At 65.4% G+C, this 19,580-nt stretch carries 15 protein-coding genes; 4 read left to right on the forward strand and 11 right to left on the reverse strand.

The window, feature by feature from the left end; genetic code table 11:
• Positions 1–157 precede the first annotated feature (157 nt).
• The 4 genes from ald (at position 158) to HA052_RS18400 (ending at position 4,973) form a co-directional block, all read left to right on the forward strand.
• On the forward strand, positions 158–1,282 hold the full coding sequence (ald, locus tag HA052_RS18385; protein ID WP_081547962.1) for an alanine dehydrogenase: 1,125 nt from the start codon (positions 158–160) through the stop codon (positions 1,280–1,282).
• Positions 1,283–1,301: 19 nt separating this feature from the next.
• Positions 1,302–2,096, forward strand: coding sequence for a gamma-glutamyl-gamma-aminobutyrate hydrolase family protein (locus HA052_RS18390; protein WP_166453009.1), 795 nt, complete (start codon positions 1,302–1,304; stop codon positions 2,094–2,096).
• A 21-nt stretch (positions 2,097–2,117) separates the two neighbouring features.
• A complete protein-coding gene (locus HA052_RS18395; protein WP_166453010.1) occupies positions 2,118–3,452 on the forward strand; it encodes a glutamine synthetase family protein in 1,335 nt (444 codons plus the stop codon).
• A 138-nt stretch (positions 3,453–3,590) separates the two neighbouring features.
• Complete coding sequence (locus HA052_RS18400; protein ID WP_166453011.1) at positions 3,591–4,973, forward strand: aspartate aminotransferase family protein; 1,383 nt, start codon at positions 3,591–3,593, stop codon at positions 4,971–4,973.
• 94 nt (positions 4,974–5,067) lie between these two features.
• Here the strand turns inward: HA052_RS18400 and tssE are convergent, their stop codons facing one another.
• The 11 genes from tssE to HA052_RS18455 all read right to left on the reverse strand — a co-directional run.
• Complete coding sequence (tssE, locus tag HA052_RS18405; RefSeq protein ID WP_206118954.1) at positions 5,068–5,481, reverse strand: type VI secretion system baseplate subunit TssE; 414 nt, start codon at positions 5,479–5,481, stop codon at positions 5,068–5,070.
• Between the two features lie 2 nt (positions 5,482–5,483).
• Positions 5,484–6,014 (reverse strand): type VI secretion system lipoprotein TssJ, encoded by a 531-nt coding sequence (gene tssJ, locus HA052_RS18410; RefSeq protein WP_166453013.1) that lies wholly within the window; start codon positions 6,012–6,014, stop codon positions 5,484–5,486.
• Positions 6,011–7,036, reverse strand: a complete 1,026-nt coding sequence (gene tssG, locus HA052_RS18415) for a type VI secretion system baseplate subunit TssG (protein ID WP_166453014.1) — start codon at positions 7,034–7,036, stop codon at positions 6,011–6,013. The genes tssJ and tssG overlap by 4 nt, the downstream gene beginning before the upstream one ends.
• The gene (gene tssF, locus HA052_RS18420) at positions 7,033–8,808 is read right to left on the reverse strand and encodes a type VI secretion system baseplate subunit TssF (RefSeq protein ID WP_166453015.1); all 1,776 of its coding nucleotides are present in this window, start codon (positions 8,806–8,808) and stop codon (positions 7,033–7,035) included. Before tssF ends, tssG begins: the two co-directional genes overlap by 4 nt.
• 52 nt (positions 8,809–8,860) lie before the next feature.
• On the reverse strand, positions 8,861–10,423 hold the full coding sequence (gene tssA, locus HA052_RS18425) for a type VI secretion system protein TssA (protein WP_166453016.1): 1,563 nt from the start codon (positions 10,421–10,423) through the stop codon (positions 8,861–8,863).
• Complete coding sequence (locus HA052_RS18430) at positions 10,420–10,773, reverse strand: hypothetical protein (RefSeq protein WP_166453017.1); 354 nt, start codon at positions 10,771–10,773, stop codon at positions 10,420–10,422. The genes tssA and HA052_RS18430 overlap by 4 nt, the downstream gene beginning before the upstream one ends.
• 13 nt (positions 10,774–10,786) lie before the next feature.
• The gene (locus HA052_RS18435; protein ID WP_166453018.1) at positions 10,787–14,086 is read right to left on the reverse strand and encodes an ImcF-related family protein; all 3,300 of its coding nucleotides are present in this window, start codon (positions 14,084–14,086) and stop codon (positions 10,787–10,789) included.
• Positions 14,070–15,290 (reverse strand): KPHS_23130 family T6SS system protein, encoded by a 1,221-nt coding sequence (locus HA052_RS18440; protein ID WP_166453019.1) that lies wholly within the window; start codon positions 15,288–15,290, stop codon positions 14,070–14,072. The genes HA052_RS18435 and HA052_RS18440 overlap by 17 nt, the downstream gene beginning before the upstream one ends.
• 80 nt (positions 15,291–15,370) lie before the next feature.
• Positions 15,371–16,426 carry a hypothetical protein gene (locus tag HA052_RS18445; protein WP_166453020.1) on the reverse strand — a complete coding sequence of 352 codons (1,056 nt, stop codon included), beginning with the start codon at positions 16,424–16,426 and terminating at the stop codon, positions 15,371–15,373.
• Positions 16,423–17,265: a hypothetical protein gene (locus HA052_RS18450; RefSeq protein WP_166453021.1), complete on the reverse strand. Its 843-nt coding sequence runs from the start codon at positions 17,263–17,265 to the stop codon at positions 16,423–16,425. Before HA052_RS18450 ends, HA052_RS18445 begins: the two co-directional genes overlap by 4 nt.
• A gap of 2 nt (positions 17,266–17,267) precedes the next feature.
• Positions 17,268–19,580: type VI secretion system Vgr family protein (locus HA052_RS18455; RefSeq protein WP_166453022.1), on the reverse strand; the 2,313-nt coding region annotated here is incomplete at its 5' end.

Genomic DNA, 19,580 nt, shown 5'->3' on the forward strand with positions numbered 1-19,580 from the left:
TGTACGGACTCTGCACTACTTGCTGCGACGCAAAATCGAATATCTTTGCATCGTTGGGGGTTTATAGTCAGAATCAGAAACAAGGGGCAAGCGTGTTGTGAATTTTCTTAAACGCTTGCGCGGCACTTCCGCAACAAATCTAAGTGAGGAGAGCGACATGCTGATCGGTGTTCCCAAGGAGATCAAGAACCACGAGTATCGTGTTGGCCTAACCCCGTCTGGAGTCCGGGAGTTAGTCGCCAACGGTCACAAGGTTTTGGTCCAGACCCAGGCCGGCCTCGCCATCGGATTTACCGATGAACAGTATATCCAGGCCGGCGCTTCCATTGCTTCCAGCGCCGAAGAAACCTTCGAACGCAGCGACATGATCGTCAAGGTGAAAGAGCCGCAGCCGGTGGAGTGCCGGATGCTGCGCCGGGATCAGATCCTGTTCACCTATCTGCATTTGGCGCCGGATCCGGAACAGACCAAATTATTGCTGGAATCGGATGCGATTGCCATTGCTTACGAAACCGTCACCGACGAGCGAGGCGGCTTGCCGCTGCTGGCGCCGATGTCGGAAGTGGCCGGCCGCATGGCGATACAGGCCGGCGCGCACGCGCTGGAAAAAGCCCAGGGCGGCCGCGGCGTGCTGCTGGGCGGCGTGCCGGGCGTGGCCCCGGCGCGAGTGGTGGTGATAGGCGGCGGCGTGGTGGGGCTGAACGCCGCGCGCATGGCCATGGGCGCCGGCGCCGAGGTCACCATCCTGGATAAGTCGCTGCCGCGCTTGAAAGAAATCGACATGGTGTTCGGCGGCCGCATCAAGACGCTGGTGTCCAACTCCGCCAATATCGAAGACTGTCTGCGCGAGGCCGACCTGGTGATCGGCGCGGTGCTGATTCCGGGAGCAGCGGCACCCAAGCTGGTGACGCGGCCGATGCTGAAAATCATGAAGCCCGGCGCGGTGCTGGTGGACGTGGCGATAGATCAGGGCGGTTGCTTCGAGACCAGCCGGCCCACCACGCACCAAGACCCTATTTACGTGGTGGACGGCATCGTCCATTACTGCGTGGCCAATATGCCCGGCGGCGTGGCGCGCACCTCCACCCAGGCGCTGACCAACGCCACGCTGCCGTACACGCTGGAGCTGGCCAATAAGGGCTGGCGCCAAGCTTTACTGGATAACGCTCATTTGCGCAACGGCCTCAACGTCTGCCGCGGCCGGCTCACTTATCAGGCGGTGGCTCAGGCGCTGAGCCACCCGTTCATCGACCCGATAGAAGCCATCAAGGCGGCTTCCTAACCCGTATCAAGGATTCGAAATGTTGCAAGCTATCATCGGCATACCCTGTGACATCAAGATGGTAGGCCCGTTGCCGTTCCACGCCGCAGGCGAAAAATACATCGCCGCGGCGGCCGGCGGCGCCGGCGGCGTGCCGGTGCTGCTGCCGGCGCTGGGCGACAAGACCGCGCTGAAGGACGTGCTGGAACTGGTGGACGGCGTGCTGCTGCCAGGCTCGCTGTCCAATGTCGAACCGCACCGCTACGGCGGCGCGCCCAGCCGGCCCGGCACCATGCACGACCCGATGCGCGACGCCACCACCTTGCCGTTGATCCAGCAAGTGCTGGAGCAGGGCATCCCCCTGTTGGGCATCTGCCGCGGCTTTCAGGAAATCAACGTGGCGATGGGCGGGGAACTGTACCAGCACGTGCAGGAAGAAGAGGGCAAGCGGGACCACCGCGAGCCGGACACGCCGGACGTGGACGCGATGTACGCCTTGTCCCACTCGGTGCGTTTCGCCGAAGGCAGCCTGCTGCGGCAATGGACCGGCCAAGACTCCGCCATGGTCAATTCCCTGCACCAGCAGGGCATCAAGCGGCTGTCCGATCGCCTGATCTGCGAGGCCGTCGCCGACGACGGCCTGGTGGAGGCCTACCGCGTGCGCGACGCCAAGGGCTTCGCCTTCGCCGCGCAATGGCATCCGGAATGGAAGTATTGGGAGAACCCGCTGTCCATGGCCATCTTCAAAGCATTTGGCGACGCCTGCCGCCAACGCCGCAACCAGCGGCAACGCGGGCCGCAATTAACCGAGACCTTGTGTCACCACTCGGAATAACACACACAGAGGAAGAACATCATGACCCATCAGATCAATGAATGGCTGCGAGAGCACCGGATCACTGAAGTCGAGTGTATCGTCCCCGACATGACCGGCGTGGCGCGCGGCAAGATCGTGCCCAAGGACAAGTTCGTGTCCGACCCGGAAATGCGCCTGCCCGAAGTCGTGCTGATCCAGACCGTGACCGGGGACTACCCCGACGACAGCATGCTGGACCTGACCGACCCGGACATGGTGCTGGCCCCGGACCCGAACACCCTGCGCTTTGTGCCCTGGGCCGTCGATCCCACCGCGCAATTGATCTATGACTGTCTGCGCGCCGACGGCAGCCCGGTGGACGTGGCGCCGCGCAATGTGCTCAAACGCGTGATCGGCCTGTTTGACGAGATGGGGCTGGAGCCGGTGCTGGCTCCGGAAATGGAATTCTACCTGCTGTCCCCCAACCCGGACCCGGACATTCCGCTGTCCGCGCCGGTGGGGAGAACCGGCCGCGCCGAGTTCGGCCGCCGCTCTTATTCCATCGACGCGGTCAACGAGTTCGATCCGTTGTTCGAGGACATCTACGATTATTGCCACGCACAGAACCTGGAAGTGGACACCCTGATTCACGAAGTGGGCACCGCGCAGATGGAAATCAACTTCCTGCACGGCAACCCGCTGGAACTGGCGGACCAGGTGTTCCTGTTCAAGCGCACCGTGCGCGAGGCGGCGTTCCGCCACAATATGTACGCCACCTTCATGGCCAAGCCGATGGAAAACGAGCCGGGCTCCGCCATGCACATGCACCAGAGCTTGGTGGACAAGAACACCGGCCGCAATGTGTTCACCAATGAAGACGGCAGCCCGTCCGATTTGTTCTTCCACTACATCGCCGGCCTGCAGAAATACGTGCCCCAGTCCATGCCGTTGTTTGCGCCGTATGTGAACTCATTCCGCCGTTTGTCTCGCTATACCGCGGCGCCGACCAACGTCGAATGGGGTTACGACAACCGTACCGTGGGGCTGCGCGTGCCGCACTCCTCGCCGGCGGCGCGCCGCATCGAAAACCGGGTGCCGGGCGTGGACGTCAACCCCTATATCGCCATGGCCGCGACGCTGGCTTGCGGCTACCTGGGCATCATCAACAAGCTGCAACCCAGCGAGCCGCGTCAGACCGACGCCTACGAACTGCCGTACCAGTTCCCCAACTCCTCGGAGGAGTCCTTGCAGCAACTGGCTTCCTGCAAGGAAATGGCCGAGGTGCTGGGCGAGCGCTTCGTCAGCATGTACGTGGGGATGAAGGAGAAGGAGTTCTCCGAATACTTCCGCGTGATCAGCCCGTGGGAGCGCAAGTTCCTGCTGCTGCACGTGTGATTTAGCTATGACATTGGGCTGATTTGTCCGTTAGAATCAGCCCGGACAGCCAGGATAAGCACTGAAAATACGCCAATGGCGAAGGAGGGGCGGCAGAGAACATCTACGCCCCGTTGGAGAATACTGGAAGGAAGTCCTATGCAGAATCAACAACGCACGACCGAACAATGGCGCCAACTGGATGCAGCGCATCATCTGCATCCGTTTACCGATACCCAATCGTTGAACCAGCAGGGCGCGCGGGTGATGACTCGCAGCGAGGGGATTTACCTGTGGGATTCCGAGGGCAATAAGATCATCGACGGCATGGCCGGCCTGTGGTGCGTCAATATCGGCTACGGCCGCAAGGAACTGTCCGACGTGGCCAAGAGCCAGATGGACGAACTGCCCTTCTACAACACCTTCTTCAAGACCACCCACCCGGCCGTGGTGGAGCTGTCCCACCTGCTGGCGCAAGTGACGCCGGCCGGCTACGAGCATGTGTTCTACACCAACTCCGGCTCCGAGGCGGTGGATACCATGATACGCATGGTGCGCCATTACTGGGACGTGCAAGGCAAGAAGGACAAGAAGACCCTGATCGGCCGCTGGAACGGCTATCACGGCTCCACCATCGGCGGCTCCAGCCTGGGCGGCATGAAGTATATGCACGAGCAGGGCGACTTGCCGATTCCGGGCATGGCCCACGTTGAGCAGCCGTGGTGGTACAAGTACGGCAAGGATCTGAGCCCGGACGAGTTCGGCGTGGAGGCCGCGCGTTGGGTGGAAGAGAAGATTTTGGAAATCGGCCCGGAAAAAGTGGCGGCCTTCGTTGGCGAACCCATCCAGGGCGCCGGCGGCGTGATCATTCCGCCGGCCACTTACTGGCCGGAAGTGGAGCGCATCTGCCGCAAATACGATGTGCTGCTGGTGGCCGACGAAGTGATCTGCGGCTTTGGCCGCACCGGCGAGTGGTTTGGTTTTGAGCACTTCGGCTTCCGTCCGGACATCTTCACCACCGCCAAGGGTTTGTCTTCCGGCTATCTGCCCATTGGCGCGGTTTTCGTGGGCGAACGCGTGGCCCAGGGTTTGATCGCCGGCGGCGATTTCAACCACGGCTTCACCTACTCCGGCCATCCCGTGGCCAGCGCGGTGGCGCGTGTCAATATCGAGCTCTTGCGCGACGAAGGCATCATCGACCGCGTCAAGAACGAAACCGGTCCCTATATGCAGAAGCGCTGGCGCGAGACCTTCAGCCAGTTCGAGCACGTGGACGATGTGCGTGGCGTCGGCCTGATCCAGGCGTTCACCCTGGTCAAGGACAAGAGCAAGCGCGAGCTGTTCCCGGAGTTCGGCGACGTCGGCCTGATGTGCCGCGACATCTTCTTCAGCAACAACCTGATCATGCGCGCCTGCGGCGACCACATCGTGTCCGCGCCGCCGCTGGTGATCAGCAAGGCTGAAATCGATGAAATGCTGGGCGTGGCCGCGCGTTGCATGGAGACGTTCGAGCGCAAATTGAAGGACAGCGGTCTGGTCTGAGCCAGGTTCGCGCATTGGCCGGCATAAAGCCGGGGCGGCCAGCCCCGGCTTTTTTCTTACGCGGCGCTTGGCGGCCCGCCGGCTTGGCGTCTGTTTACGACCGTGAACCATGGCTTAACCTGACGCCGCCCTCGGGCGTGAAGCTTGCGTCCAGCATCAGTTCGCCGTGCTGTTTCAAGCGGCAACGCAGCCGGTAGCGCAACACCATTTGCTCGTGGTCGCCTTGGAAAGCGACTTCTACCGCGTCCAGCCTGGGTTCGTAGCGCAGCAAGGTCTGCTCGATGCAGCGCATCAGCTGGTGAGCGCTGGCGGGCAAATGGCGATAAACGTGGCCCAGATCCGGCAGCCCGTAGTCCGGCAAATGCTTGAGCGATCCCGCGCGTGCGTTCAGGATGCGCCGGATGCTGTCGATCACGCTGTGAGAGAACTGCTGTTCCGGCGCCAAAGTGTCCAGCTCTTGTCCGTCGGCAAACTGCCCTGTCAGCATTTCATATAGTGCGGGCCCCATATTCATCCCTCCGTCTGACGGCGTTCCAGCGCATAGCCGCGCAGCTCCAATTGCAGAGGCTTGTCGTTGTCCAGTTCCTTCTTGTCCAAGAGCAGCCGCCATTGCCGTTCCGCATCCACTTGACGGAACAGCGCAACCACGCCGACGTAGGCCGCGTCCCGATGGTAAGGCTCGCGCAGACTGACCGCCGCGCCGGGCCGCAACAGCGTTTGGTGGCTGACCAGCAGGTCGTCGGCCAACACGGATTGATCCTGCTCCAGCAGCGTTGAGTAGGGGGCGGCGAGAAAGGCGGCCTTGTCCTTCAACTGGTACACCCGCACCACTACCGTCAACGGTCGTTGTCCTGCGTCGGCGTTCAGTTCCTCGCTAGCGATCAAGTCCAGATTCAGGCGTTCTATACGGGTCAGGAAAATCTTTTGAGCGGCGCTGACGGTAAGGTTCTTGGTGCTTTGCCACAGGCCGCAGCCGCTCAGCGGCAGGGTCAGGCCGAGCAAGAGCAGTCCGGCGCGCAGGGAGGGAAAGAGGGGTTTCATCCTGGTTCTCCTGGCTGCCGGCCGCAGGCGTCCGGCAGCGGTTGATAATGACCGATGCGCAAGCGGCGCCAGCGTTCGCCCGCCGTCCCGGCGGTTGCGCCCAAGCCCAGCCTGGGCCGGACGCTGGAGTCGAGGCGGCTGGCAGGCAACCAGCTGGCGGGCAATTCAAGCCAGATTTCGGCTTCCAGCCGCCATCCCAGGTAAACCCGGGTCAATGCCAGCATGTCCTGATGCAAGAGCCCGCCGGGCAGCAAGGAGGGCACGCAGTCTGCATGCCTTGGGCGCACGGTGACGGCGATCGCGTGATTGGCGGCGCGCAACCGGCGGCCCAGAACGAATTCGCCGGCGCGCAGCGGCGGCCGCCCGGAGAGGGGAACGGGCTCGTCCAGCATCGCCCAGCGGGGCAGGAACTCCCGCACCCGGACGCCGGCTCCGGGCAGCGCATGGCGGATGACGCTGGCCAGGCCGGAGGCGGGGCGGGTGCGCTGGCCCAACAGGGCCAGCAATCCCAGCAGGCGGCCGGCGGGCAGTTGCCGTCGCTCCGCCGCCTCGCCCAAGCCCATGCCGATCAGGCCCAGCAAGGCTTTGGATAAGGCGTCGCGCCCGCCGGCCTGGAAGGCCAGCGGATAACGGTATTTGCCCCAGGCGCGATAGAGCAGGGCGGTGAGGCGATGGCTGAACAAGTCCAGCATCGCCGCTAGCGGTTCGTGCCCCTCGCGGCGGACGGCGATATCGTCCAGAAAGTAATAGGGCAGCACGGCGTCGACTCCGTAAAGCCCCATAAAGGTGGTGCGCAGCACCGGGGGACGGCCCGTGTCGGGGTCGGCCGGCTCCGCGCGGACGATTTCCCCGGCGGGAAAGCCCAGCGACGGAGAGGGCAGCAGCCGCACAGGATCGCTGGCCGGACTGTCGACCGCGCCCAAGCGCATGTTGCCGGGCAGCCGCTCCAGAACACGGCAGAATTGGAAAAAGTTATAGGCGGGAGCGGATTGCAGCCAGGTGTAAAAGTCGGTTTCCGTCATAGCGGAGGCGCCTCCGTTTTACTGTCCGGCCAACGGACTCGCTCGTTTTCGGGCAGGATGCGTAGTTCGAAACGGGTGAACAGGTTCATGTCGGCGTAGGCGGCGAAGAAGCGATGCATCAAATCCCCAAACAGATGGATATCGCCCGGGCCGGCGAAGCCGCTTCGGTCCACCGTCAGCTCAATGCGTACCCCGCGCTCCATGCAACCTTGCTTGACCCGGCTAACCAGCTGATGTCTCACCTCCAGCAATCCGTTCAGCCGCTGGCGGTTCAATTCGTCTTCGGTCCAATCGTACAGCGCCAGCGTCCCGCGCAGCACCTCGGCGTCCAGCAGCGATAGAAAGTTGGGCGCAAGGTGAGACAGCACCCGCCATTGATAGCGGTCTTCCGCCGGGGGGTAGCAAGGAAGGGTGGGCGCGGTCAGGTTGGCGATCTGGGTGAGCGGCGGAGCCGCGGAGCGCTCCAGGATCTGCGCTTCGCGCAGCGCTTTGCGCGGCAGCATGCCGTTGGTGCCGGTGACGCGCAGCGACAGGATTTCCTCCCGCATCGCCGCCGACGGCGAATCCCAAAGATGGCCGCCCAGCGCCAGCCAGGTTTCCGGCCTGCCGGCCGCGCCAAGCCGGGTTCGCGCATGGTAAAAGCGTTCCGGCGCCTCATCACGCAGCATGCCTCCCCGGTGTTGGAAGCTGGTGAATGGCAGGTAAGCGTGACGGCCGCCGCTCTCGGTGTCCATGGAAACGACTTCGTCCACGGACCAGGCCTCGATCTCGGGCCCCTGACTCGCCAATGGCACTACCCGGTACTCATGATTCAGATGGTTTACATGTAGCGGCTCGGCTTCCATTGGGAATAGATTGATCGCTGGCACGCAGTGCAAGCGTAGATTGTCCGCGTTGAATGGCATGTCCGCCGGATAGCGTTGCGTCAAGGTCAGCTCCAGCGTAAAGCCGGCGGCGTCTCCGGGAAGCAGCGCCGCGTCCAGGCCGGCCAGATCTAGGAACTGGAACTTTTCGCGGAAGCAAAAGTACTCCAGCAGCAACTGATAGCCGCCAAAGGCGTTGTCGGCCTTGGGCCATAGCCGGTCCGCCTCGTCAAAGCCCACTGGCTCGAAGCGCAGCGTCGGCGTCTCATGGACCGGGTAGTCTTCCCGGCCCAGAGGCCGCAGGCGCGCGCGGCCCAACTGTCGGGTCAGCGCATGACGCAGCGCGAAGGCGATGGGCGGATCGGCGGCCAGGAACAGGCGCAGACGGGACAGGTCCAGGGCCTCGCGCTTGGCCGCCGCTCCCAGATCAAAGCGCAGCTCCAGCACGGATCTTCCTTCGCCGTCCAGGCGCGCGCCGGCCTGGCACAGCAGCAAGGGCTGAATCATCGCCGCTTGGGTGGTGCGATAGGCGCAGCGCACCGCGTTCGCGCCCACCGGAGAGGTCAGCACGCTCAGGCCGGCTTTCACCGGCTTGGCCTGTTGCAGCGCATGGGCGTCGGCGCGCAACTCCAACACGGTCAGCGAAGGCACCATGCGCAGATAGTGCGGCCACAGCATATTGACCAGGCCTTCGGTCAACTCCGGGAAATCGTCGTCCAGTTTCTGGCGGATGCGGCCGGTCAGGAAGGCGAAGCCTTCGAACAGACGCTCCACGTAAGGGTCGCGCTTGCCCACCCGGTCGATATTCAGCAGGGCGGCGCGGTCGGGGTGGGCGCGGGCGAACTCCTTGCCGGCCTCGCGCAGGTAGCGCATTTCCGCTTCGTAATAGCGCAGAGTCAGATCATCCATGGGCGGCTTTCATCGGCAGATGGAAAAAGCGCCGCGTGCGGCGCGGGCGAATTCACGAGGAGGCGCCGGCCAGCGCCCGGGCCGGGTCCAGCGCGGCCAGGCGCGCGTTGAGCCGCTCCAGTTGTTGGGCCAGGCCGGAACGGTCTACGTCCTTGCGCTGCATGCGCTGGCGCAACAGCCGCGCCAATTGCGCCAGAAGCTCGAAGGCCAACTGCGGCTCCCAGACGTCCAACTGATGGCCATCGGCTTGGCGCAGCAAGGCCTCCAGCAAGTGGATGGCCATTTCGGCGCGGCCGTGACGTTCCGCCAGCCGCGCCAGCAACAGTTGCCGCAGACAGCGCTCGCGGCCGCCAGCGATGGCGGGCAGGGCCTGCACCCAGGCAAAGGCCGCCGGCAAACCCTGCTGCGCAGCGATGGCGTGGGCCTGAGTTTCCGTTTCCGGCCAGTCCGCGCGCTCGTCGGCCGCCGGCGCTGCGAGAACGGAGGTTTCCGGCCGCCGCCATTGAGCCAGCCATTCCAGCGTGGCGTCTTCCGCAAACGGACTACCGTCGCTAAAGCTCAGTTTTTCCACTCCGGGCAGCCGCTGGCATAGCCGTTGAACGTCGTCGCGGATCAACTCCGCCAACGGGGAACCCATTTCCCCGTCATATTGCCTCGCCAGCCAGGCGTAACGCTGCAGGTCCAGCCACCAATGGTTGGCGCCTTCCGCGAACGCGCTTTCCACCCGCTCGCTCAAGTCCCGCCATTGTTGCTGCAACAGCAGGCGCTTTAGCTGTTGGCGCAGCTCTGCGCGCGGCGGCGGCAAGCGGCTGCGGCCATCGGCGTCGCCGGGCGGCGGGCTGCTCAGCGCCTCCCAGCGCACGGCGCGCAGCAGACGAAGAGCGGCGGCCTGGCCTTCCGGCTGTTGGCGCAGAAACACCGCCATCCGCCGCGCCTGTTCCAGCAGTTCGCGCCAGGAACCTACCTCATCGGCGCCCGCCGGCGGCGCAGCCGCGCTGGCCGCCGCGGGCGCGGGCGCGTCCATGGCCGCCTGACCGGCGCCGGCGGTTTGCAGTCGGGGCTGCAGACAGCGGCCCAGCGTTTCCAGCCGCAGCGGCGGCGCCTCGCTGTGCTCGGAGAGCCGTTGCACCAGCAGCAAGGCGGCGGCGGCCCGCCGCCAAGCTGCGCCGTCGTCATCGGCCAGCGCGGCCAGTTGGTCGGTAAAGCGTTCGCTGGCCAGCCATTCCAACGCATTGCGTCGCCGCGCCGGCTGTCGCGGCCAGACCGCGTCCGGGTAGCGCTCCAGCAAGGCGGCGTTCAGCTCCAGGCCGTCCGCCAGGCCGGCCACGCCGTCCTGGCGTAGCCGGGCGAAGGCGTAATAGGCCGCCACGCGCAAATCCTTGCCGCGGGTTTTCAGCAAGGTTTCCGCATGCGCCAAGGCCAGCTGCGCGTTCATGCCGGAAAGACGGGTCGCTTCTTCTTTCAAGGCCACAAACTCATCGTCGTGGGACAGATCTTCGCCGCAGGGCGAGGCATCGGAAATCGGCTTCAGCCAAGCCGACCAACGCGGCAGCCGCTGGCGAGCTTCTTCTTCCGGCGCCGTGTCCCGGCCCAGCAAGGCGCGCAGCCAGCTCATGAGCGTTTGCCGGGAGAGGCCGGGCTTGCGGCCGGCATTGGCGGCAGCAAGCCCATTTTGTGCGCCTGGAGATTGATGGCGAGGGAGCCGCGCCCCGGCAGCATGGACCGGCAAGCCTCCCCCCGTTGTGGATATTCTCGTTGGAGAATGCCTAGCTCCTCCGCGCTCCAGCGACGCGGCGGCGCCAGGCCCCGAGCCTTGGCCGGCGGGTGAATGGCGGCGGGGTTGTGCTTGGGCGGCCGGCTTTGGCCGCTCGCGCCTATCCGCGAGCTTTCCTGGCGCGGCGCTTGAAGCTCGCGCGCGTTCCAGTCCTCGGGCGGTTTAGGCCTTGGCAAGGGTTTTGGCGTCATGATGCGCTTCTCCTTAGGGTTGGGGCCGCCGGGTCGGCTTGGCCGCGGCCGGCGGCGTGCTCGGCTCCACGATAAAAATCCGCGCCGGCAACTGGAACTGCACCAGTTGCAGCAAGGCCAGCGGGCCGGCGCCGGTCTCGCTGCGCAGCTGGTAGCGCGCCTGCTGGCCATCCGGCAAGGTCCAGCTCAGCTGCCAACTGGAGCGGTCGATCTGCTCGCGCTGGGCCTGCTCCAGCAGACGCAGCATGCCCCAGCGGCCGGGGTGCTCCAGCGTCTGGCGCAGGCCGGTCTCCTCGGTCTGCCATTGCAGGCTGGCCCCGGCCTGCAGCGGGTCGCCGGGCCAGCTCAGCGCTTTCCAGCTTGCCACTTGGTTGAAGTAGCGCAGGTTGTGCTGGTCCAGTTGCAGCCAGGTTTTCGCCAGGCCGACGCTGGCGATAGGCTTCAGTTCGAAGCGGATGCCGGCGTCGCCCTGGGGGTAGAGCAAGCTGGACAGCCGCGACAGACGGTTCAGCTCGTTGAGGAAGTTCAGGTCGAAGCGCAGCGCCTGCGCCGCCGCCGGGTCCGGCGACCATTGATCGCCCTGTTGCTCCAGCACCCCGCCCAGTTGCTGGCGCACGAACTGCTGCACCAGGCCGTCGCTGGGGTGCAGGAAGCGGCCCAGCTCCGGCAAGGAGGCGTCGGCGTCGCCGCGATGGAAAGGGTAGCGGCCGGCGAAGCTGGCTTGCCACGGGCGGGCGATGCTTTGATCCCACAACTGGTTGAGGCTGGCCGCCGCCGGTTGCAGCAGGGTGTGCCAGGACTGGTTCAAGGGTTGCAGGAACAGGTGCTGGCCCAGGCCCTGCCAGTCTTCGCCCAGGCTGGCGGCCAGCTGGGCGGCGTAGTCGCGGCTTTCGGCCAGTTCGCCTCCCTTGCCCTGAAACACTGCCAGCGCCAGCGCGCGGGCGGCGGCGTCCGGATCTGGGGCTGCGGTCACCTGTTGCAGCTTGAGCCGGGTGGCGGCCACGCGTTCCAGATAGCGTTGCAGGCTGAGCGACGAGCCGTCCTGGCGTTCCTCCAGCAGCCGCAGCAGCGGGCTGAAGCTGTGCGTCAGCGGAGCGGTCTCTGTCGTGACCGCAGCCGGCGCGCTGGCATCGGCCCTGCCCAGCAGCGCCTGGGCCTTGTCCACTAGATTGGCGCCGATGCTGTCGGCCCGCTCGCCGGCGCGGGCGTTGTCGCGCACCAGGGCCATCAAGGCGCGCAGCGGCGAGCGTTGCGGATCGGCGTAGACCTGCAATTGCTGGGCGTTGGCGGCCAGCTTGGTCTCCGCCTGCCAGGACACCGCGTTGAGGAACTGTTGCCAAGCGCGGGCGTAGTCGGCGAAGTAGCGCTGGCTCAGCGCGGCCTCCAGCGCCTTGCCGGCGCTGCCCTGACCGGCCTGGCCGGTCTCGCCGGCACCCAGCACCCAGTCGCCGGCACTGCCTTGGCGGCGGTGAGCGTCGGCGAGGGCGGCGCGCAAATGCTCGTCCCAGGCCTTGCGGGTAAACACGCCGGGCAGGCTGGCTTCGCTGCGCCACAGGCCGCGCAAGTCCTGGCCCGGCAGCAAGGCGGCCAGCGTCTGCGGCGGATACTTGGCCGCGGCCTCGGCCAGAATCTGCTGGTAGCGGGCGTCGTCGGCCTGCTGGCGGCCCAGCTGGCCGATCAGAGTCTGGCGGCTGGCGCCGGCCAGCGCCGCGTCCGCGGGGATGCGCCAAGCGGGCTGGCCGGCCAGGCGCTCGGCGTAGAACTGCGCCATGGCGCGCAGCAGCGCCGGGGAAAAGTCTGCGCGGGCGGTGTTGGCGGGGTCGGTCAGTTGGGCGGCGAGGAAGGCCGGCTCCGCGCGCGCGGGCTGGTCCAGCGTCAGATAGGCTTTCAGCGCCTGATAGCCTTGCTCGGTCCGGTCCGGATCGGCGGTCAGCTCGGCGCTGGGGGTCTGGTTCAGCGCCTGCAACTGCCGTGCCCAGCGGCTGCGCGCGGGGGCGATCAAGGCCTGGCCGATGGCGCGGGCGTAATGCGGTCGCAAGCGCTCCAGCAAGGCGGCGTCGCGGTTCAGGCCGAAGCGGGCCGACCACGGCGCGCCGTGCAACTGGCGGGCCTCCAGCTTTTCCAGCAGCCGTTGCAGTCGCAGTGCGCTGTCCAGGGTGGCGGTTTTGGGCTGGGCGTCGATGGCGACCTGGGCTTCGGCGATCAAGCCGTGGTTGTGATAGGCGGAAACCAGCATGCCGGCCAGCCAGAACAGGCACAGCGCGGCGATGCCGGCGGCCAGCCGGCGCTGGGCCGGGCTGCTGCGACGGCGCGGCGCGAAGGCGGAGCCCTGGCTGATTGCGCCGCTCCACAGCCGGACGTCGGCGGGCCAGGTGGCCAAGGCCAGCGCCTTGACGGCGGAGGGCGAGGCCAGACCGTCGCGCCAGCGCTGCCAAGCCGGGGCGAGTACCTGAAGCTCGCGTTCCAGCCACTGCGAGCAGCGCAGCAGAAAAGGCTGGGCCGCCACGCCGGAATGACGCGGAATGCCGCGCAAGGGAAGCTGATCGGCCCAGGCCCCGGCCTGAGCGGCCCAGCCGTCGGCGTTGACGGGAAGCGTGGGCAAGGGCCAACCGGCGATGCCGGGGCCGGCGTCGTCGGGCGCGCGCTGGCACAGAGTGATCGGCAGGGACCAGCCGCTGGCGATGGACCATTGCTCGGCGCGTTCCGCCAGCGCGGCGGCGTCGGCGGTTTGGGGCAGCAGGGCGATGAGGGCGTCGGCGGGAGGCCGCCAGCGTCCGCGCAGCCGCCGCCAGCCGCCTGGGGGTGGGGCGGCGGAGGCGTCGATCAGCACCATGCCGTCGGTTTCCAGCCAGGGTTGCCCGGCCAGCGCCGGCACCGCCTGGCGGACGGCCTCGGGCGCGCCGCAGAGCAGCAGCCAGTGCGGGCGCTGCTTGGCCGGGCGCTGGCGCCAGTCTTGGGCGATGAGCGCCAAGCCGGCCCAGTTGTCGGATGGCGTGTTGTCGGAGGTCGTTGCCGCTTGGCGTGTGTGTTGGCGAGGCAGCCAGCGGCGCTGGGTCAGCCAGATGGACAGGCTGCCAAAGGCGTCGCTCAGCGCCAGCAACAGCACGCAGCACAAGGCTATGCCGCAGATGACCCACGGCAACTGGCCGTTGGCGGACAAGCCCAGGCGCTCATCCAGCAGCAGGGCCATGATGATGAGCAAGACCGCGATGAGCAGCACCACGGCCCAGTTCCAGCGCAGGCGCAGCTTGCCGAGTAGGCGCTTGGGCGGGGGCAGGGACGGCGGCGGCGGTAATTTAGCTTTGGGCGGCATGTCCGCTCTCCTGGTAGACGAGGCCCAACATGACGTGTTCGCCGTGCCGGGTCAGAAAACCTTGCGGGGTGTCGGGGCCGGCGGCCTGCCAGGCCAGCAGCAGCGCCAGCCATTCCGCAGCCATGCCGGCATGGCCGATCTGGTGGTCTATCGACAGGACGGCGGCGTGGGGCTGCTGTTGGCTCAGCGCGCCGATCCAGGGGGCGTCGTTCTGGCCGGTGGCCGACCACAGCGCGGTCAGTTGAGCCGGCTCGCAGCCGCTGAACAGCAACGTCTCGGCCAGCACGGCGTCGGCGGCGCGGCCTTGACCGCTCACCGGCCGGTGGAGCCGGTCCTCGTCCTCGCCCTGGGGCCAGGCCAGCAAGACGGCGCATACCGCTTCGGCGCTGTTAGCCGGCGGGCGTTCGTAAAACTGCGCGGCGACAATCAGCCGCGCGCATTGGTAGTGTTTGGGGGCGCTTTGATCCAGCCAGCTATCCAGCCGCGCCATGCCGTTGGCGGCGACGAGGGTTTCCGATGCCGGGGCCGGTTGAAGCTCGCGCCATGCCCATTGCCGCCGCCAAAGCGCGATCACATCGACGGCCACGCCATCGGTGTCGATCTGTAATTCGACATGCAAGGGCCATTGAGGCGGCAGCGCGCGCAGCGCGGGCGGTAGCGATTCCATGGCCTTATCTAGCGCATCTTCAATCCGTTGCGACATGCGCTCCTCGGGCGCGGCCTGCCAGTCCAGTAGGTCTTTATCGGGGAGGTGGGTATGGCGCACCACCTCGTCGCGATGACCGTGCGCCAAGGTTGACGCCAGTAGCGGGTAGTGCGCCTGAACGCTGGCCAGGGTCTGCGCCAGATCGCCGGCCACGCTCCAGGCAACGCCGTGCAGCAGCGACAGCGGCTGCTGGCCAAACTGTACATTGTTCTGCTCCACCTCCTGGCGCGCCTGCTCCTCCAGATAGAGCTGATTGCGCCAGCTTTCGAGGTCGCGCATTCGCAGCGCCAGCATCAATAGGTAGATGACGAAGGGCAAACCCAGCAAGTAGGTCCAGAAGCGCCAGCCGCTGGCCGGGGCATCCGCCGGCCACAGGTAGAGGGTCAGCCCCGCGCCGCCGCCCATCACCAACAGCAGGATCAAGAGCCAAACCCACAGGCGCGGCGGGTCGCCCAGCTCGTAATCGGGGGCGCGCAAGCTTTCAAGATCAACCGGCATGACGCTTTCTTCCTAGCGGCATTGCCGCGACGATGCAGACCATGATCAGGTGGCGGGCCAGGCGTTCGAAGCGGCTGTGGTCAATCATCGTCTTGATCCTGTGGCCGTGGCGGCACCCATTCGCCGCCGCGCTGACCCACGCTACGGTCGAACTTTTGCTGCCATTCCACCTTGCGGCCGTTCTCGATGTCGTAGCCCCAGCGCTTGAGGTAGTTGCCGTCCTTGTCGTAGCTGGTCCAGTTTTCGCCGGTGGTGACGAAGCTGATTAGCGTGGCGCGGTAGACTTGGCCATCGGCCACCCACAGTTCGATGTGGCGTTGGTCCGCCAGCGCATCCAGTTCCGGGCGCGGGAAGCCGGCGCTGCCGTCGGGCAGAACGCCGAGCAGATAGCGGCCATCGGTCTTGATGCCGAGGATTTTGAGGGGAATGTCGGCGGGGAAGGGAGTGGTTTGAGTCTGAGATTTGATTTCATGGTCGGACTCATCTTTTGCTTGCTGGGTATAAGTGAATAGCCATGAGCGCTTGTAACCATTGGACTTAACATAGAAACCACGAATTGTTTTAAGTGGGCCATTATCGGGCCAGTAGCTGAAATAGGCTGGTCCGATTTCTGTCCGAATCACTTTCTCGGCGGAGCGAACTTTGGCGACATGGATATTGGCCTTGATATAGACAGGCTCTAATAGTGCCTGCTCTATAGTCAGCAAGCGGTTGAGCTGACCATCCGCATCCAGGCCGAAGAAATAGATGCCGTTTACCTTGATGCCGAAGCGCTCATAGTCGATGGGGGAGGTATAGGGCTCACGTTTTACTCGTTTTGTTTTTCTATATGCAATTTTCTGATCGTCATTGATCGCAACTGATGCTAGTCCTGATCTTTGCTCTGCGGCTTCCATGCTCAAGATTTCGCCATCAAAGTAATTAGTGGAGAACGTGCGTGGCCATTCTCGGACGTAGTAGGGCGTATTGACGCGCAGGCGTTCGCCGTTAGTGTCGGTGGTATAAGTCAGGCTCATGGGGAGTATCCATAAAACCAGCCATCGGACGGCTGGGTATTGTTGAACTTGATAGCCAAGCAGACCCAGCAGCGTGAGCAGCAGAACGCCGATCAGTGAGGCTTTTTGCCAGGTCTTCATAACCAGTTCCGGCGCTTCAGCTCGTCGCGCGTCATGGTGGTGTGTGCTACCAGTTGGTCAACATAGTCAGGCTTGATCAGCCGGCGTGCGGTACTGGTGGTGGTGGCGACGATGACGCCGGGTCCACCAAAGACCGCACCCTTGGCAGCTTCCTTCAGCACCAGGCCGCGCAGCTTGTCGAAGTGGGGGTCGATGTCGGCGTTCAGCAATTCCAGATCAATCAGCTGGCAGTCGTGCAGCATGCGCCAGATGAAGGTATGGCAGTTGGCTTCGCCAAAGCTGTCCAGCCGATAGCTCCAGCGGCCGCCAGATTGTTTCTTGTAAGCGGCGGCGAAGGCGCGGATTTCGTCTATCACCGCCGTCTCCGCGCGCTGGTCGGTCAAGCCCAGGTAGAGCGGTTGGATGCTACGGACCTTGGGGTTGCCGTGGTTAGGGTCATAGGGATAGGGCTTATTGCCGATACCTCGACCTGCCATTTTATCCTCATCCTCTCGTTTACCTATGTCTGCTTTCCGGCGTGTTGGTGAGTCGCCATTAATGCAGCCCTCAACATCCCACATCGCGCTGAGCTGATCCAGTTTGCTCTCCATGCCGGCGATATCCGCCGCCGGATACCAGCCGTAGCTCTCCTTGATCTTGGGGTCGTCATGGGCGATCTCCACCCAGTAGTGGCCGGGAGATTTTTCCCGAATGGCCCCACCCTGGTGGGCAATGCCCTTGCCCCAAAACGGGATGCGCTTGAGGCGGACGCGGCTGAGTTGGCGTGGGAAGTGGATGGCGGTGTAGCTGGCCAGGCTGGCGGCCTGGGTCACACCTTCGCCGGTAATCCAGAAGTCCATGCTTATTCTCCTTGTGGCTCAAACACGATCTTGAGTTGGGATTTGGCGTAGCTGCTTTTGATGGTTTGGGTTTTGCCGCCGCTGTCCGTCAGGCCGCGATGAATGACGCCATCCGGTTCGGTGATGGTGTAGCGCATGCCGGCGTGGGGCTTGCCGGAGGCGGGGTTGTTGAGGGTGAAATAGTGATCGCGCGGCTCCACCACCTTGGCGCTGGGGAAGTCGTAAGCCGGGGTGGGCATGGAGGCCGGGCCGGGGATGCTGAGCGACACGCCGTGCAGCTTGATGTCGCCGCGCGTGCCGGCCTCCACCTTGCAGCTGTCCAGCGTCAGGTAGGAGCCGCCGCATTGCAGGGTCAGCTTTTTATTGGCGGCGATGATGATTTCGTCGCCGCTGCTGATGATGCGGATTTGCTTGAGCGCGGCCAGTTCGATGGCGTCGTGTTGCGCCTGGATTTCCACCTTGCCTTGCGCGGCGATCAGCTTGGCGCCGAGTTTGTTGGCAAACAGGCTGAGGGCTTCGCCGGCCGCCACGGTAAAGCGCTTGATCGCGCCGATGTCGGCGTGGCCGCCTGCGGTGGCGATCAGGTTGCCGCCGGCCGCCAGTTGCAGATGTTGGCCGCTGCTGAGGCCGATGCCGTCCGGCGCATGGGCGAGCAGCGCGGACTTTTGCAGCTGGCTGAGTCGATCCGCCATCAATTGCCGTTGTTGTTCGATGTCGGCGGCCAGCGCCCGCGCCTGGGCGGCCATGTCAGCCAGGGTTTGCATATTGCCCAGCGCGCTGTCCAAGTCCGCTTGCGCCGCCTGCATGTCCAGCTGCTTGCCGCCGGCCTTGGGCTGGGCGTCGGCGGTGAGGAACAGCCCCTTGGCGGCGCGCAGCGCGCCCCAGCCGTCGGTCCTGAGTTCAAAGCCCTGGCCGCGCGGCGCGCGCTGCCCATCCACGGCGTGGCCCAGATTGAGCTGGCTCTTGTCGAACTCGGTGGCCAGCTTGATGTGCTCCTGGCCCTGGCGGTCTTCCAGCCGCAGCTTGTTGTTGGCCCAGGTGCGGATCAGGTTGCGGCTGTCCCAGTGCGCGCCGGGGTTGCTGTCGGTCTGCTCGGAGTTGTGCAGGCAGCCGCTGATATAGGGCCGGTCCACATCGCCCAGCACAAAGCTGACCAGCACCTCGGTGCCTGGGTGTAGCGGGAAGTGCTGGCCGTATTCCGGGCCGGCGTAAGGCCGGGCCAGCCGCAGCGGGCGGCTGTCGCCGCCGGGCGACCATTCGTCCAGGTCGAAAGGCAGGCGCACGCAGTAGCGGCCTTGCAGGTCGATGGCGCCGTAATGGGTTTTTTCCGGGGCGACCACGCGGGACGGCAGCGCGCCGGAGACACGCGGTGCCGGGGTCAATAACTCCTGGCGATAGGGCCGGTCGGCGGGCGTGGCGGTGAAGGTGTTGCGGTAGGCGTCGCGGCGGCCGCCCTGGTGTTGGACCGATACCAGCAGCCAGCCGTCCGGAGCCGGGGCCAGCGCCGGGCCGTCGTGCTTGAAGATCTGGCCGGGGGAGAAGGTTTGCAGGCAGTTGCCGCTGCCGGCGGCGATCCACTGGCGGCAGTGCTCGCGCTGCTGGGCGATCAGCACCGCGCGCTGGCCTTGCGCCGGATCTTTGTAGTGTTCGCCCCATAGATAATCGACGCCGCGCGCGCCGGGGGTGTTGGCCGGCGGGCCGCCCTCGGCCAGCAGCGGCTGGTTGGCGTCGCGGTAGTTGTAGTCCTTGCGCTGGAGGCGGGCGCGTATGGGCTGGGCGGCCAGTTCGAAGCGGCTCAGGGTTTCGTCGTTGTCGGCCATGCCGGCCTGAGGGCGGAGCTTGAGCTTGACGCCTCCCTGGGGCGGCTGGGCGGTGTCGCGTCCGGTGCGGACGTAGGCGTCGATGTCGTCGCCGAAGACGATGGTTTCCCAGGCGGCGCTGTCCGGCTCGGTGAGCAGGTAGTAATAGAGGCCGGCTTTCTCGGCCACCCGATGGATGAAGTCCAGATCGGACTCCTGATACTGGGTGACGAACTCCAGCTTGGGGTAGGGGTTGTGGTCTTGGCCGAACAAGGGGCGCAGCCGCCAAGTGACTTCATGGCCGCGATAGCCGTGGCGTCGCAGCACGGCTTCGATGATGTCCGGTACGGTCTGGTGCTGAAAGAGGCGAGAGTAGCGGCCTTCGCCCAGACGGGCGAGTTGGGATTCGATGCGGACCTGATATAGGGCTTCGTCGCGGCTGGCGCTGAGGCGTTGAGCATGACTGACCACGCCGCGCCAACGGCGCAGCAGCTGGGGCGGGGTGTCGGGAAAGAG

Origin of the sequence: Chromobacterium fluminis (assembly GCF_011602385.1) — a bacterium.
Lineage (GTDB): Bacteria > Pseudomonadota > Gammaproteobacteria > Burkholderiales > Chromobacteriaceae > Chromobacterium > Chromobacterium fluminis.